This window comes from Parabacteroides sp. KHUB-02 (assembly GCF_056640955.1).
In genome coordinates this window covers 4,325,705-4,341,066 of the sequence record NZ_JBWQEV010000001.1, presented here as the reverse complement: position 1 = coordinate 4,341,066, position 15,362 = coordinate 4,325,705, and the positions used below count along the sequence as shown (strand labels likewise).

At 45.5% G+C, this 15,362-nt stretch carries 8 protein-coding genes; 7 read left to right on the top strand and 1 reads right to left on the bottom strand.

The features are described 5' to 3' along the window. Positions 1 to 4 precede the first annotated feature (4 nt). From ACYIA1_RS18320 to ACYIA1_RS18290, 7 genes are all read left to right on the top strand, one after another. Positions 5 to 1,414, top strand: a complete 1,410-nt coding sequence (locus ACYIA1_RS18320; RefSeq protein WP_480336174.1) for a transglutaminase domain-containing protein — start codon at positions 5 to 7, stop codon at positions 1,412 to 1,414. Positions 1,415 to 1,416: 2 nt separating this feature from the next. Further along, entirely contained in the window at positions 1,417 to 3,225 is a 1,809-nt protein-coding gene (locus ACYIA1_RS18315) for an O-antigen ligase family protein (RefSeq protein WP_480336172.1), read from the top strand. A 100-nt stretch (positions 3,226 to 3,325) separates the two neighbouring features. Continuing rightward, the gene (locus ACYIA1_RS18310) at positions 3,326 to 4,393 is read left to right on the top strand and encodes an efflux RND transporter periplasmic adaptor subunit (RefSeq protein WP_022192521.1); all 1,068 of its coding nucleotides are present in this window, start codon (positions 3,326 to 3,328) and stop codon (positions 4,391 to 4,393) included. 27 nt (positions 4,394 to 4,420) lie between these two features. Beyond that, complete coding sequence (locus ACYIA1_RS18305) at positions 4,421 to 7,486, top strand: efflux RND transporter permease subunit (protein WP_044544507.1); 3,066 nt, start codon at positions 4,421 to 4,423, stop codon at positions 7,484 to 7,486. Beyond that, a complete protein-coding gene (locus ACYIA1_RS18300; RefSeq protein WP_005867468.1) occupies positions 7,483 to 8,976 on the top strand; it encodes a TolC family protein in 1,494 nt (497 codons plus the stop codon). Before ACYIA1_RS18305 ends, ACYIA1_RS18300 begins: the two co-directional genes overlap by 4 nt. Continuing rightward, entirely contained in the window at positions 8,966 to 12,196 is a 3,231-nt protein-coding gene (locus tag ACYIA1_RS18295) for an efflux RND transporter permease subunit (protein WP_122297484.1), read from the top strand. The genes ACYIA1_RS18300 and ACYIA1_RS18295 overlap by 11 nt, the downstream gene beginning before the upstream one ends. A 52-nt stretch (positions 12,197 to 12,248) precedes the next feature. Continuing rightward, entirely contained in the window at positions 12,249 to 13,595 is a 1,347-nt protein-coding gene (locus ACYIA1_RS18290) for a family 10 glycosylhydrolase (protein ID WP_005867464.1), read from the top strand. Positions 13,596 to 13,667: 72 nt separating this feature from the next. On the opposite strand, the gene ACYIA1_RS18285 is transcribed toward ACYIA1_RS18290, so the two are convergent. Further along, on the bottom strand, positions 13,668 to 15,356 hold the full coding sequence (locus ACYIA1_RS18285; protein WP_147331035.1) for a hypothetical protein: 1,689 nt from the start codon (positions 15,354 to 15,356) through the stop codon (positions 13,668 to 13,670). Positions 15,357 to 15,362: the final 6 nt, after the last annotated feature.

The following is a 15,362-nucleotide window of genomic DNA, read 5'->3' as shown; positions in this document are numbered from 1 at the left end:
AATTATGAATAAGCTTATTTTATATGTATGCGCTTGGATCTGTCTGCACTCTTGCGGTTTCTCAAAAAGCCAAGAAGAAAGTATGTTGGAATATGCGTTGTCGCAAGCCGGCGATAACAGGAAAGAGTTGGAATATGTCATCAAATACTATGAAGGGGATTCGTTAAAAAGAGAGGCCGCCCGCTTTTTGATACGCAATATGGTCTATCATTTCGGATATGAGAAGCGAGAGAGGGTATCAGACATCACCACCCTATCCTCGGACTATCTAATCCGTAATATCGAGCTGGCGTTTCAGGCGTGGCCCAAGCCCTGGAATAAATCGGTAAGTTTCGAGAATTTTTGCAGGTATATACTTCCCTACCGGGGGTTATACGAACAGCCCTCCGGTTTACGTGAGGAGCTGATGCGGACGTACCTCCCTTTGCTGGATAGTTCGCATATTGATAACACGTACGACGCGGCCGTGAGGTTACAAAAGATACTACGAACCCGAGTCACCTATCAAACGGAGATACCCATCCACTATCCAACCGCAGAGGAGATCCACCGGACAGGGGTTGGACGTTGTGATGGGGTAGTCTTGTATGGTATCCAGCTGATGCGTGCGGCCGGTATTCCCACTGTAGCGGAACATACGATCTGGACTCGTAGGAACGGGGAACATTATTGGTGCGCATTCTTAAACGAGGATGGGCGATTCCTACCTTTCGCTCCGGAGTACGAAGGCCCGGATTCCTTGATCTACAACCTAACCAAGCCGTTCTTGACCCCGGCCAAGGTTTACAGATACGGATTCGCCCCCTTACATCCGGTAACGACCGAGTCGACCGATGAATACCGTACGTTCTTAAAAAATCCGTTATTGACCGCTGTCACGGAGCAATACCTACCACCTGTCGCAGATATCCATACGACTTGCGACCTCCCGGTGAGATCAAAAAGAGCACCTATTTACCTCTGTACCTATAATCATGGTAACTGGAGGCCTTTCGCCATGAGCGAACGGATCGGCAACCGCTGTACCTTCCCGAAGATCGTAGGCGATGATGTGTTTATCATCGCCGAATATGACAAAGAGGCCTATGGCTCACTACGCTTCATCACATCCCCTTTCCATGTGAGCAATACGGGGATCATCACGAAAATTAAGCCCGATCCGGCCCGAACCGATTCCATCTTTATCGCCTCGGACAACCCGTATCAACAGCAAGTGCCGTATATACTCGCTTATTGGGAACAGGAACAGCAGTGTTTTAAAAACGGATATTTCCCGACAGACACGATACCCGGTGGCATCCTCATTCGCAAGATACCTAAAGGGAGCCTGTTGAAAGCGATGATCTCGCGACCGGAAAAGGCTGCGGAAGATCGTATCTTTTTGGTGGAAAACGATACGGTAAAAAGATATTAACCATGAAAGAACTGTTGAAACTCGGCGTATATACCCTACTTGGGACACTTTTGCTAAGCGCCCCTTTCGCAGGATTGGGAATGCTATCCACACACTTGGTGACAGAGAAAACCTTTTGGATTCAACTAATCGCCCTGTTCTTATCCGCTGTGTCCCTACAAGGTTTGTGGTTGAATCCAAGCAAGGGGCTGTGCCCATGGACTTACGTGGATATCCTCCCCCTTTCCCTCTTGGGGCTTATCCTCCTCTCTTATCCCTACTCCATACACCCGGAGCCGGAAAAGCTCCTGTTTATCGGACAAATGGTTGTCTTGTGGTATCTGCTTCGGCAGGTACTCCATGAATATCCGGTGCTCATAGGATATTTTTCAATGTTCTTTATCGCGACAGGTCTTATAGAAGCCATCTGGGGCTTCCGTCAATTACAGGGATGGGCCTATTCGAACCATTCCCTGTTTCGGCTGACCGGCTCTTTTTTCAATCCGGGGCCTTATTCCGGATATTTGGCGATCACATTACCGGTGGCTCTTGGTATCTTGCTGGAACAGTCCAAACGAAATATGCCCTATTACCTGTCCATGGGATGTATAGGCACAGCGATCGTTGTACTTCCTGCGGGAATGAGCCGATCGGCATGGATAGCGGTGGTCGTTTCTTGCGCCTGGGTATATGCCCTGTACCGCCTTGACAGGAAACAGGCAGCGACCAGACTGAGACAACACAAAAGGTGGTATATCATAGGCGGTATCCTAGGCGGCATATTGCTTCTTGGCGGGAGCGCATCACTCTATACATTAAAGAAAGATTCGGCAGACGGAAGGTTTCTGATGTGGAAGATCACGACGAAAGCGATACAAAAACAACCGATTACAGGTACCAGCCTAGGTGGGTTCCCTGCCGCTTACGCTGAAACACAAGCGGAATACATGGCTTCGGGAAAAGCGACTGAACAGGAAAAGTTGGTTGCCGGATGCCCGGAGTACGCATTTAATGAATACTTGCAGATTGGATTAGAACAGGGGTTAGTAGGATTAGCCCTATTTATAGGCTGGCTGGGGCTTCTATTTTATAAAGGAATAAAGAACAAAAGGTATGCTTGTTGCGGGGGATTGATGTCTATGGCTATATTCGCCTTCTCTTCTTATCCATTGCAATTGCCGGAGTTTTGGGTAGTATTGATATTCCTAGGGGTGATGAGCGTAACACCGGACAAGGATGAGATCCGTGAGAACCAAGCCGAATCAAATGGCCATAGATGGGGCAAACAGATATTTTTTATGGGAATCGCTATTCTTGGAATTGGTTTGTTCTGGATGCAAAAAGATCATTATAAGGCTTATCAACAATGGAATAAGGCGCAAATGTTTTACAATAATAAAGCTTACGAAGCGGCCTTGGAGGTATATGAACCTTTGTATCCATTATTGAAGCATAAACCGGAATTCCTTTTCGAGGTCGCTCAATGCCTAAGCAAGACCGGACGATACGAGAAAGCGAATGGATATCTGGAAAGAGCTGTCTTATTAAGCTCCGATCCCATGCTTTATTACGTAATGGCTAAAAATGAGCAGTGTTTAGGTGAATACCGACAAGCGGAAAAGCACCTGTTACATGCCATTGATATTTTACCGGAACGTATCTATCCGTATTATCTGTTAATGAATCTTTATACGGAACCATCTTATTTTCAACCTGCAAAATTGAAAAAGGCGATTGATTCCGTATTAACTAAGAAACCCAAAGTGGAAAGTTCCGCTATTAAAGAAATGAAAGAGAAAGCACGAAGTATGTTAAACAACACATCAATATGAATACAATATCCTTATTTTTATAGCAATTACGACTACATCGTAACAATAAATACTTATATTTGCGAATGACAAATTGTACAAACCGATCAATCATACGAGTATGAAATACTATAAATTGTTGACCTTTACGCTTTTATTCTGTTTAAGCGCATGCGGCGGAGAAAAGAAAGATACAGATGCCACACAGGATTCCGTAGAGACCGTATTGCCGGATGAGGCGAACGAAGTCACGATCATGACATTGAAGCAAACGGAATTTAATCATGAGTTGATAAGCAATGGTAAACTGTCCGCTCGCAAGTTGGTGGACTTACGGTTTGAGTCGGCGGAACCCATCGCCCGTATCTACGTGAAGAACGGAGACCGGGTAAACAAAGGACAGAAAATAGCGGAACTCGCTACTTTCCGGCTCACGAACAAAACAGCGCAAGCCAAAGATGCCCTAGAGAAAGCGAGGCTTGAATTAAAAGACGTATTGATCGGTCAAGGATATATGCTGGAAGACTCAGCGAAAGTCCCGCCCGCAACGCTCAACCTAGCACGGGTAAAAAGTGGATATGATCTGGCGCTCGCCCAATATCAACTTGCCCAATATGAGGAACAGAATGCGACGCTAATCGCGCCTTTCGACGGTATTATCGCAAACCTTTTCGCTAAACAAGAGAACGTGGTGTCTACGACGGACGCATTCTGTACCGTTATCGATCCTCATAGTCTGGAAGCCTCTTTCACCGTATTGGAAAGTGAGTTGCCGCTTATCCAAAACGGAGATAAAGTGGAAGTTACCCCTTTCGCCACCACCAGCTTAAAGACTGAAGGACGTATATCCGAGATCAACCCGCTAGTGGATGAGAACGGGATGGTACAAGTGAAAGCGGCGGTAAACGACAAAGGTAAATTATTCGAAGGCATGAATGTACGGGTTAGCGTACAACGCTCGCTTGGGAAGCAATTGGTCGTACCTAAAACGGCTGTGGTATTACGTTCCGGAAAACAAGTCGTATTTACTTTAGTTGATGGGCACGCTTATTGGAACTACGTGCGCACCGGACTGGAAAACGCGGATAGTTATACCCTTTTGGAAGGATTGAAAGAAGGGGATGTCGTGATTACAAGCGGCAATATTAATCTGGCGCATGAGTCACCGGTCAAGGTAATTGAAAATTGAGAATTGAGAATTGAAAATTAGTTGCGTATGATTCGCTTCCTGCTACAACGTCCGATAGCGGTATTGATGGCTTTTACGGCTTGCTTTATCGTGGGGTTGGTGACTTATTTCACCATACCGGTCTCCTTATTGCCTGATATCGCCATACCTGAGATTACCGTTCAGATATCCGGACAAAATACATCCGCACGGGAATTGGAAAACACCGTCGTGAAGCCGGTCCGTTTGCAATTGATGCAAGTGGCAGGATTACGGGATATCCATAGCGAGACTCGTGATGGAGCGGGTATTATCCGCCTTAGCTTCGACTTTGGCACGAACACGGATCTTGCCTTTATAGAGGTCAATGAGAAAATAGACGCCGCCATGAATTACCTGCCCCGTGAGGTAGAACGTCCACGGGTAGTCAAGGCGAGCGCTACGGACATTCCGGTGTTTTGCCTCAACCTCACACTCAAGACAATTGAAAACGACGAGGCTTTCCTCGATCTTTGCCAATTCGCGGAAACAGTAATCAAACGAAGGATCGAACAGTTGCCGGAAGTCGCAATGGTGGATATCACGGGCATATTAGGACGGCAATTACAGATCGTACCGGATATGAAGCTCTTGGATATGGCTGATATTACGTTAAATAATTTGGAATCAGCCTTGTCTGCCAATAATATAGAGCCGGGAAGCATGACCGTACGGGATGGTTATTATGAGTACAATATCAAATTTTCTACCTTATTACGTACACCGGAAGACGTACAAAATATCTATATCCGTAAGAATGACCGGATCTTCCAGATAAAAGATCTGGCAAAAGTAGCTGTCGTACCGGAAAAAGAAACCGGCTTATCGCTAGCCAACGGGGAAAGGGCCGTTACATTAGCCGTTATCAAGCAAGCGGATGAGAATATGGACAATATGAAAGAGGCGCTTGCCGAGGTTACCGATTATTTCAAGTCTATTTACCCGGATATTGAATTTACGATCACAAGAAACCAGACCGAGTTATTGGATTATACGATCTCCAACCTCAAACAGAATCTATCGTTAGGTTTCTTATTTATCTGCATCGTGGCGATCCTTTTCCTCGGGGACGTAAAAAGCCCGGCGGTAATCGGACTAAGTATGGTAGTCAGTATCATCATTAGTTTCTTGTTCTTCTACCTTTTCAATATGTCCTTAAATATCATCTCCCTATCCGGATTGATTTTGGCATTGGGTATGATGATAGACAGTTCCATCATCGTGACGGAGAATATAGCGCAATACCGGGCAAAAGGAGATAATCTGGAAGAAGCGTGTATAAAAGGGACCACAGAAGTAATCACCCCCATGCTTAGTTCCACATTTACCACGATCGCCGTATTCGTCCCGCTGGTATTTATGAGTGGTATAGCGGGAGCGATTTTCTTCGATCAGGCGTTTGCTGTTACGGTTGGTTTAATGGTCTCTTATTTCACTGGAATCATGTTACTGCCTGTACTTTACAAATTAGTTTACAGCATACCGGAGATCAAGCATTCCTTTTTCAATCTGAAAATAAACAATTTGATCAAGGAGCATACGCTAGACCGATTCTATGACGGAGGGGTTGATTTCATATTCAGGCATAAAACCACTAGCCTACTATTTGTAGCTGTCACTATCCCCCTTTGCGCGATCCTATTCTATATGATCCCCAAAAGCCGGATGCCGGAAATCGATCAGAATGAGTTAATCGCACATGTTGAATGGAATGAGAACATCCATATTGATGAGAATAGAAAGAGAGTCACCGAATTATTTGGTGAGGCCGATCGGTTAGGTGCGCAACACACGGCCTATATCGGACAGCAACAATTCCTGCTAAACCGAGACAGGGAATTATCCATCTCGGAAGTAGAGCTTTATTTCAAGACAGAAGAGACCGATGCTATCGCTCCTTTACAACAAGAAATCTCCGCTTGGGTAAAGCGAAATTACCCGACAGCCGTATTATCGTTCTCTCCGCCGGAGACTGTGTTTGAGAAACTGTTCGTAACCGGTGAGGCCGATATCGTAGCCGAGTTCTATGCCCGTAACAAAGAACAAGCTCCGGATGCCCCTACTTTGCAAAAACTAGAGAAAACACTAGAGAGTAAGACCGGTCTCGCTCCCGTTGGCGTAGCTTTCGAGAATCAATTAAACATATCCATAGACCATCAGAAACTATTACTTTATAATATCTCCTATGAAGAGGTCTACCGGGTACTTAAGACGGCCTTCAAGGAAAATGAAGTCGCTACTTTACGCTCTTATCAACAGTATTTACCGATCACGCTAGCCGGAAACGAGCAAACGGTCGATCATATCCTACATAATACGTTAATCCGTACGCAACCGGACGAAAACCAAAAGACGAATCATGTCCCTCTTAGTGCAGTAACAAAAATTACTCCCGGAGAGGATTTGAAGATACTCACCGCTGGAAAGAACGGGGAATATATTCCTTTTAGCTTCTATCAAGTAGAGAATGCGGAACAGTTAATGGAAAATATTCGGGAGCTCGTCCGCAGCGAATCCAAAGATAAGACGAATTGGGACATCGATTTCTCGGGAAGCTTCTTCTCGAACCAACAAATGCTGAATGAACTGGTCGTCATCTTGTTCATATCCATTCTCTTGATGTACTTTATCTTAGCGGCGCAATTCGAGAGCTTCTTGCAGCCCTTGATCGTCCTGCTGGAAATACCTATAGACGTAGCCGCCTCCTTACTGGTATTATGGATATGCGGGCATACCTTAAACCTGATGAGTGCTATCGGTATCGTGGTAACTTGCGGTATCATCATAAACGACTCTATCTTGAAACTGGACGCGATCAATGAGCTTCGGAAAGAAGGTGTACCCTTGATGGAAGCGATCCATGAGGCGGGTCGTCGCCGTCTGCGCCCGATTATCATGACCTCATTGACAACTATATTCGGTATGGTACCGCTACTATTCACGTTCGATATGGGTAGTGAGTTGCAAAAGCCACTCTCCATTGCCATGATCTCGGCGATGCTGATCGGTACGGTAGTCAGTTTATTTATTATCCCTTTGGTTTATTGGTTTATCTATAGGAGACATGCATTATGAAAAAAAGATACAAGAGGACATTCCTAGTTTTATACGCGTTCTGTTCGCTATTAGCCGAAGGAGTATCGGCCCAATCGCTCGTCCTTTCCCTTGAGAAGACGATCTCATTGGCCGCCGATAGCTCGCTGGAGGCTTTTCGTACGAAAAACCTATTCTTGTCCGGCTACTGGGAGTTTCGTAATTACAAAGCGGAGCGACTGCCTAGTCTTACATTGAATATCACACCCGCCGAATATTACCGGGATATCACGAAACGATACGATTCAGAAAAAGACATTGACGAATACCGTAAGCAACAGTCCTTTTATGCGGGAGGAAACTTAAAGATCAAGCAGAACTTCGATATGCTGGGTGGTAGTTTCTTCGTGGATACGGATCTGGGGTATATGCGCTATTTCGGCTCGAATACTTATAATCAGTTCACCTCCGTTCCAATCCGTATCGGATACAGCCAAGATTTATTGGGATACAATCCTTTCCGGTGGGAGAAGAAGATAGAGCCTCTAAAATATGAGAAAGTAAAGAAAGAGTTGCTTTATAATATCGAGACCGTCAGCGAACAAGCCACCACTTATTTTTTCTCTTTAGCCATGGCTCAAGTAGAATATGATATGGCCAAAGAAAATGTAGCGACAACCGATACGTTATACCGTACCGGCCAAGAGCGGCATAAGATCGCGGCTATTAGTCAAGCGGATTTACTGACACTCAAGCTGGATGCGATCAATGCCCGCAATACGTTACAAAACGCCGATATAGCCTTGAAGCGAGCCATGTTCAGCTTGGCCTCGTATTTGAATTTCGATAAAAATACGGAGATACGGCTTCGTCTGCCGTCACGCCCCCATGATATGGATATTCCGGTGGATCAAGCATTGACGTTAGCCCGGGAGAATAACCCCAAGTTTCTGGAAGTGCGGCAAGAGGTGTTAGAGGCCGAGCAACAAGTGGATAAGACCAAAAAGGAAACCTTATTCAACGCTTCCTTGAATGCCAGTATCGGTTTCAATCAAGTAGCGACCCAGTTTAAGGAAGTTTACAAGAATCCGCTGCAGCAGGACTTGGTATCGATCTCTATCTCTATTCCCCTTATAGACTGGGGAGTACGGAAGGGTAAATACAATATAGCCAAAAGCAATCTAAATGTTACGCAAATATCCGCACGGCAGACGGAAGTCACTCTGGAGGAAGACGTAATCATGACTGTCGGCGATTTCAATGTACAGCAAAACCTGATCGCCAGCGCCGAAGAGGCTTTGGACATCGCGATCATGGCCTATAACGAGACCAAGCAACGTTTCATGATCGGCAAAGCGGATATCAATAGCCTTACGCTCTCCTTGAACCGACAGCAGGAAGCGCAACGTAATTATATCACGGCCTTGCAAAATTATTGGTTGAGCTATTACAAAATACGTAAGCTCACCTTACATGATTTCGAGACAGGCATCTCATTAGCCAACGAATTTGATTACGAGCATGGGTTCTAAGCCGAATATATCATCCTTTACGATCATCGTCACCTTCCTTTGTATCGCATTGGCGGGGATCGCTTTCGTGCCTTTATTGCCGATCAAGCTATCTCCCTCCCGTACGCTGCCGAAATTAAGTATCAGCTATAATATGCCCTCCAACTCAGCGAGGGTTATCGAGATGGAGGTAACCTCCCGGTTGGAGGCGATGCTTGCCCGTATCAAAGGAATCAAAGAGATCTCCTCGACCTCGGGAAACGGATGGGGAAGGATTACCTTAGAACTAGATAAACATACGAATATAGATGCCGCACGTTTTGAGGCATCAACCATTGTAAGGCAGACGTGGCCGGACCTTCCGGAAGAATTAAGTTATCCGATTTTAGAGATGAGCCGTCCGGACGACAAGGAATCACGCCCATTCATGAGTTATACCTTGAACGCTTCCGCTACCCCGATATTCATCCAGCGATTCGCCGAGGATCAGATAAAGCCCCGGCTTAGCAGCGTGCAAGGTATTTATCGTATCGATGTTAGCGGGGCAACCCCTATGGAATGGCGCTTGGAATACGATAGCCGCCAGCTACGGGATCTGGGGATCACGATAGAGGATATCCAATCGGCGATCAGCCAATATTACAAAAAAGAGTTCCTTGGAACCGCTAATATGGGACAAGGAGATACCGGCAAGGAATGGATTCGTCTGGCGTTAATGCCGGAAAAGATCACGAATGGGTTCGAACCATCGCATATCACCGTCGCAAACAAAGATGGTAGCTTAATCCGGCTGGATCAATTGATAAAGGTAACCCGGCAAGAAGAGGCCCCACAAAGTTACTACCGGATCAATGGTTTAAACTCTATTTACCTGTCTATCCGTGCGGAAGAGACTGCCAACCAGTTGCAATTAGCCAAGAAAGTGAAGGAAGAAATGGAACATATCCGCACCTTGCTTCCTCCCGGTTACGAGATCCATACCAGTTACGACGCTACCGAATTTATCCAAGAAGAATTGGATAAAATCTACGTCCGTACAGGCTTGACCATCTTGATCCTCTTGCTCTTCGTTCTGCTGATTACCCGGAATGTACGTTATCTATTCTTGATCATCATCAGTTTAAGTATCAACCTGTGTATAGCCGTTATCCTTTATTATTTATTAGGGTTGGAGATGCAATTGTACTCGCTGGCGGGTATCACGATCTCTCTCAGCTTGGTGATCGATAATACGATCGTGATGACTGATCACATCCGGCACCATCATGACCGGAAAGCTTTCTTGTCTATTCTGGCGGCAACTTTGACGACTATGGGTGCCCTCGTGATTATCTTCTTCTTGGATGAGAAGATACGGTTGAATTTACAAGATTTCGCCGCTGTCGTGATCATTAATCTGGCCGTATCTTTGTTCATCGCGTTATTCTTGGTTCCGGCATTGATCGATAAGATGAATTTGCACCCGAAGAAAGCCGCTTCTTCTTCCCCAAAAGCTCGAAGTCATTGGAAACAACATCCGGTGGTCCGTCCGATACGGTCGTTCATACACCGTTTCCCAGTCTATTTCTCTCATTATTACCGGGCGCAGATCCGTTTCCTTTGCAATTGGAAAAAGCTGGCTTGCCTTATTCTAGTACTGGCTTTCGGACTACCGATATTTTTATTGCCGGAGAAGATCGAGCCGGAAGAGAAGGATCTATCCGCAAGGGACTCTTTGTGGATCGCCCGCTACAATGAATTCGCAGCGAAAGATATTTGGAAGGAAACGATAAAACCTATCGTCGATAAGAGTTTGGGAGGAACCTTGCGGCTATTTGTCCAAAAGGTATACGAGGGAAGTTATTTTACCCGGAATGAAGAAACGGTATTAAGTATCAGCGCTTCCATGCCAAACGGTACGACCCTTGATCAAATGAACCACTTGATCAACCGAATGGAGGCTTACTTGAGTACCTATAAGGAAATACGGCAATTCCAGACCAGTATCTATAACGCACGTCAAGCCAGTATCAACGTCTATTTCACCCGTGAGAACGAGCGAAGTGGTTTCCCCTACACCTTGAAAAGCAGGGTGATTAGCAAAGCGTTGGAATTAGGTGGTGGAAGTTGGGGCGTATGGGGACTTATGGACCAAGGTTTCAGCAATGATGTCCGTGAGAACGCAGGTTCTTTCCGGATCGAGATGTACGGATATAATTATGACGAGCTATACGAATGGGCGGAGAAACTGCGGGAGAAATTGCTTACGTATCGCCGTATCAAGGAAGTATTGATCAATTCCGAGTTTTCTTGGTGGAAGGATGATTATCAGGAATTCTACTTCAACTTGAATAAATCCCGTATGGCGCAAGCGGATATATTGCCTATCGATTTATTCGCGTCTATCCGGCCTGTTTTCGGTAAAGATATCTACGCAGGTACCATCGTCGTTGATAACGAGACGGAAAAGCTAAAACTTTCTTCCCGCCAATCAAAGGAGTTCGATATATGGAGTATGCAATATGTACCTCAAACCATCCGTGATAAATCCTATAAGTTGTCCGAACTCGCTATCGTCGAGAAAAGCCAGACCCCTCAACAGATAGCGAAAGTAAACCAGCAATACAGGCTCTGCCTGCAATATGAATATATCGGAGCTTCCTCACAAGGCGAGAAGATACAGAAAAGGGAACTTAGAGAGTTTAACAAGATCCTGCCTATGGGATATACGGCTAAAGCGGAAAAGAACTATTGGTCATGGGATCAGAAAGATAATAAACAATATGCGTTATTATTCTTGATCATCGTTATTATTTTCTTTACGACCAGTATCTTGTTTAATTCCTTGAAACAACCGCTGGCGGTCATTTTTGTCATACCGATCTCTTATATCGGGGTATTCCTGACCTTCTATTGGTTCAAACTGAACTTCGACCAAGGTGGATTCGCCTCCTTCGTTTTATTATGCGGTATCACGGTAAACGCCAGTATCTATATCTTAAACGAATATAACCAAATTCGGGAACGGATACCCGCTATTTCCCCAATCCGTGCTTATCTAAAGGCATGGAACGCCAAGATCACGCCGATTTTCCTAACCGTTATATCGACCATACTCGGATTTATCCCGTTCATGCTAGGCACCGATAAAGAAGCCTTTTGGTTCCCGCTCGCCGCCGGAACGATAGGCGGCCTTATCATGTCTATCCTAGGCATCTTCTTTTATTTACCGATATTTACGCTGAAAAAAGAACGGCATTAAACAGGAATACGTATCTTTAACGGATAAATCGTTAATCAAATTCATTAAACTTATGAGACACATAAATTATTTAGTATTGCTTCTGGTAGCTTGCTGCGTAGGTGCTTGCAGTTCCCCGAAAAATGATACGAAAGATGCTTATCCGATGTTCTGGACTTGGTTGGATTACCAGCCCGGAATGAATTTCGACTCCATCTGCACGATCATGAATGAGGCGGGGATAGACGGTGTCATGCTAAACGCCCCTACTCCGGATGATTATCGGGCCGCTATTCCCATCGCCCAAAAACATGGGATAGAGGTCTACGCTTGGTTATGGACGATGAATCTGGAACATGACCGAGACGCTATCTTAAAAGAACATCCCGAATGGTTCAGCGTAAACCGTAACGGACAAAGCTTGGCCGATACGACCGCTTACGTGGATTACTACAAATTTATGTGCCCTGCCTTACCCGAGGTACGGGAGTTTATCAAGAAGAAAATAGAGGCTTACTGCGAGGTAGAGGGTTTGAACGGTATCGCTATCGATTACAACCGTTTCGTGGACGTTATCCTGCCGACTACCCTTTGGCCGAAATACGGTATCGTGCAAGATCAAGAATATCCGCAATGGGATTTTGGCTATCACCCGGCTATGATCGAGAAGTTCAAGGCCGCTTACGGATATGATCCAAGGGAACAAGAAGATCCCTCGCAAGACGAGAAATGGCTTCAATTCCGTTGTGACCAGATTACCGAGGTAGCCAATATGATCGCCGACGTGGTTCACTCCTATGGAAAGAAAATGGCAGCCTCTCCTTTCCCAACCCCCAAGATGGCGTCCAAAATGGTTCGTCAAGACTGGGGTAAATGGAATCTGGACATTGTCTTCCCCATGGTATACCATAACTTCTACACGGAAGATATTAGTTTTATCTCAGACTGTATGATAGAGGATGTTCGGGATAAGAACCCGAAAACAACGCTTTACTGCGGCTTAATGGTTTCAGACGATATGCAAGCCAGCATGGACGCCGCGCTAAATCATGGGGCGGAAGGAATCTCTATCTTTACCGTATCCGCTTTACGCACTCCGGAAAGCCGTGCGATGTTCAAGGCTTATGCGGATAGTGTTCGTGCGGTTCGTGCCGAGAACAATGGGGTGAATCCGGCTTTATCCAAGAGTACCAAAGTAACGAATCCTTTCGAGAACATGGATATCTTGAACATGATAAACGCAAAGATCAAGGAGCTCGCCAACGTGCCTATTCCGAATATCGCCGATTATAAATTGGTGAACGAAAAAGGTGCCACGAAATACTACGAGGTCAAAGAGCTAAACACAGGAAAAACATTCTGCGTAGACTTTTACTTCTACGGAGGTATTCTTTCCGGATGGAATGTTACGGTTAAATAAGTACTTGATAATAGCTATTTTTATGCGGCCTACCTCGTAAATTCATGAGGTAGACCGCACGCGTAAACACCCCTATTCCAGAACGCCGAAACAAACAATACCCCGAACGGTTTTCCCTTCTTTTGTTATCCCCTCGACAGTCACCGTATATTCTCCCGGCAAATCGGACGTGTAAAAAGGAAGAGTCAATACCGCCTTGCCTCCGGTTTGTACATTCGGCATCCATAACAAAGTATGCCGGTAATCCGGAATACGGCTTTTACGAGAAATCTCATCTGGGTAAGTGGGAGCGTAGAACAAACGGCGGCGCTGTGTACCCTCATAATCAAATAGCTGGGTAGACGCACCGACTTTCAGCGTAGGATAATCGTTCTTATAAGTATGGAAAGCTAAGATCCCCTCAAAAACCTGTCCCCCAAAACTATATCGATTCCTGTACACCTCCAGACGCCGGATCAAAGCCGGATTATAGTTATAAATCAATTCATGATCCATGATAGGAATACCATCCAGCAGCACCAGCGGGCTATTCAGAGATACCGTTTGGTTGGAAAGATCCTCTAACAAGACGAAAAGCGAACGTTTCCCATTCGTATTCCGGAAAGAGACGGATTCCACAAATTCAAAGACCGTTTCTCCCATCGTAGGGAAACGGGTATATTCATCCAGTAAATAAGTCTTATACGGTTTCCATTGGAAATATGCACGAACCGGTTCTACATGTCCCAAGGAATCCGCCGTAAACGTACGGGTGACTTGCAGACCGATATTACGTTGCGTTAATCCTTCATCCCAAGCGGGATTCATCCTGAATCGCAGCATTCTCGAGGCAGGATGAAGAGCGAAAGGGGATTGGATATCTATTCGATAAGCCTCTGTCCCTTTTGAATCGGTAGTAGTGGCTAGCTCATGCGTACCCGTGATCCTCGAGGTATAAAACAGCACGGATTCCTTATCCTCCTGCTGCTGACCGCCAAACAATCGGATCTCATCACCTACAAACCCGAGTAACGGAGAAACACTCGTTTGCACTAACGCTTCTCCAGTCCGGACATTCACAATTTTGCCCCGAATCAAATGGCCTTCATACTCCGGAAGATAATCGCCCGTAAAAATTGTTTGGTTTAGAGAAGGTAACATAGCCTGCCATTGACAAATAGAATGATCGTCGGGCATCGGAATAAATTCTTTGCCGGCAATAGAGATTCCCAACGTATACACATCAGCAGGTAGACCCTGAATCCGGATATTACCTTGTTCCCTTCGTGAAAAAGAAGCTTTATCCATAGTCAATTGAAGCGTATTACCGGATATATCCGGAGAAGTAGCTTTTATAAGGGTGTCTGTGGGAATAGTCTCGTCTTTCCGGAAGGTATTCACCACGCCGATCGTTTTCCGGAAAAAGACCGTATCACCCTCATTCCGCATATAACGGGTATAAGCCACCAAGCGATAATAGCCGGTAGGCAAAAGGGCGGGCAGTTCCAGCCATCCTTCCCCGATCCCCTCCTTGATCTCTATTTTCGCTTGTACCAAGGCTGTCGATTCATCGAGCAACTCCACATACCCCACTTTACTGAATGAAACGGGGATACCTGTCGCATCGGTCACGCAAAGTTTCAGCCAAAGCAACTCGCCTGCCAAATAGACCTGTTTATCTGTTTGCACGTAAATACGCTCCCGGAAATCGTTCGCCGCCAATAAATCACCATGTCCCAGAAACAGCAGTGTCAAGATCAATGATAGTATCGAATATTTCATGGTTCA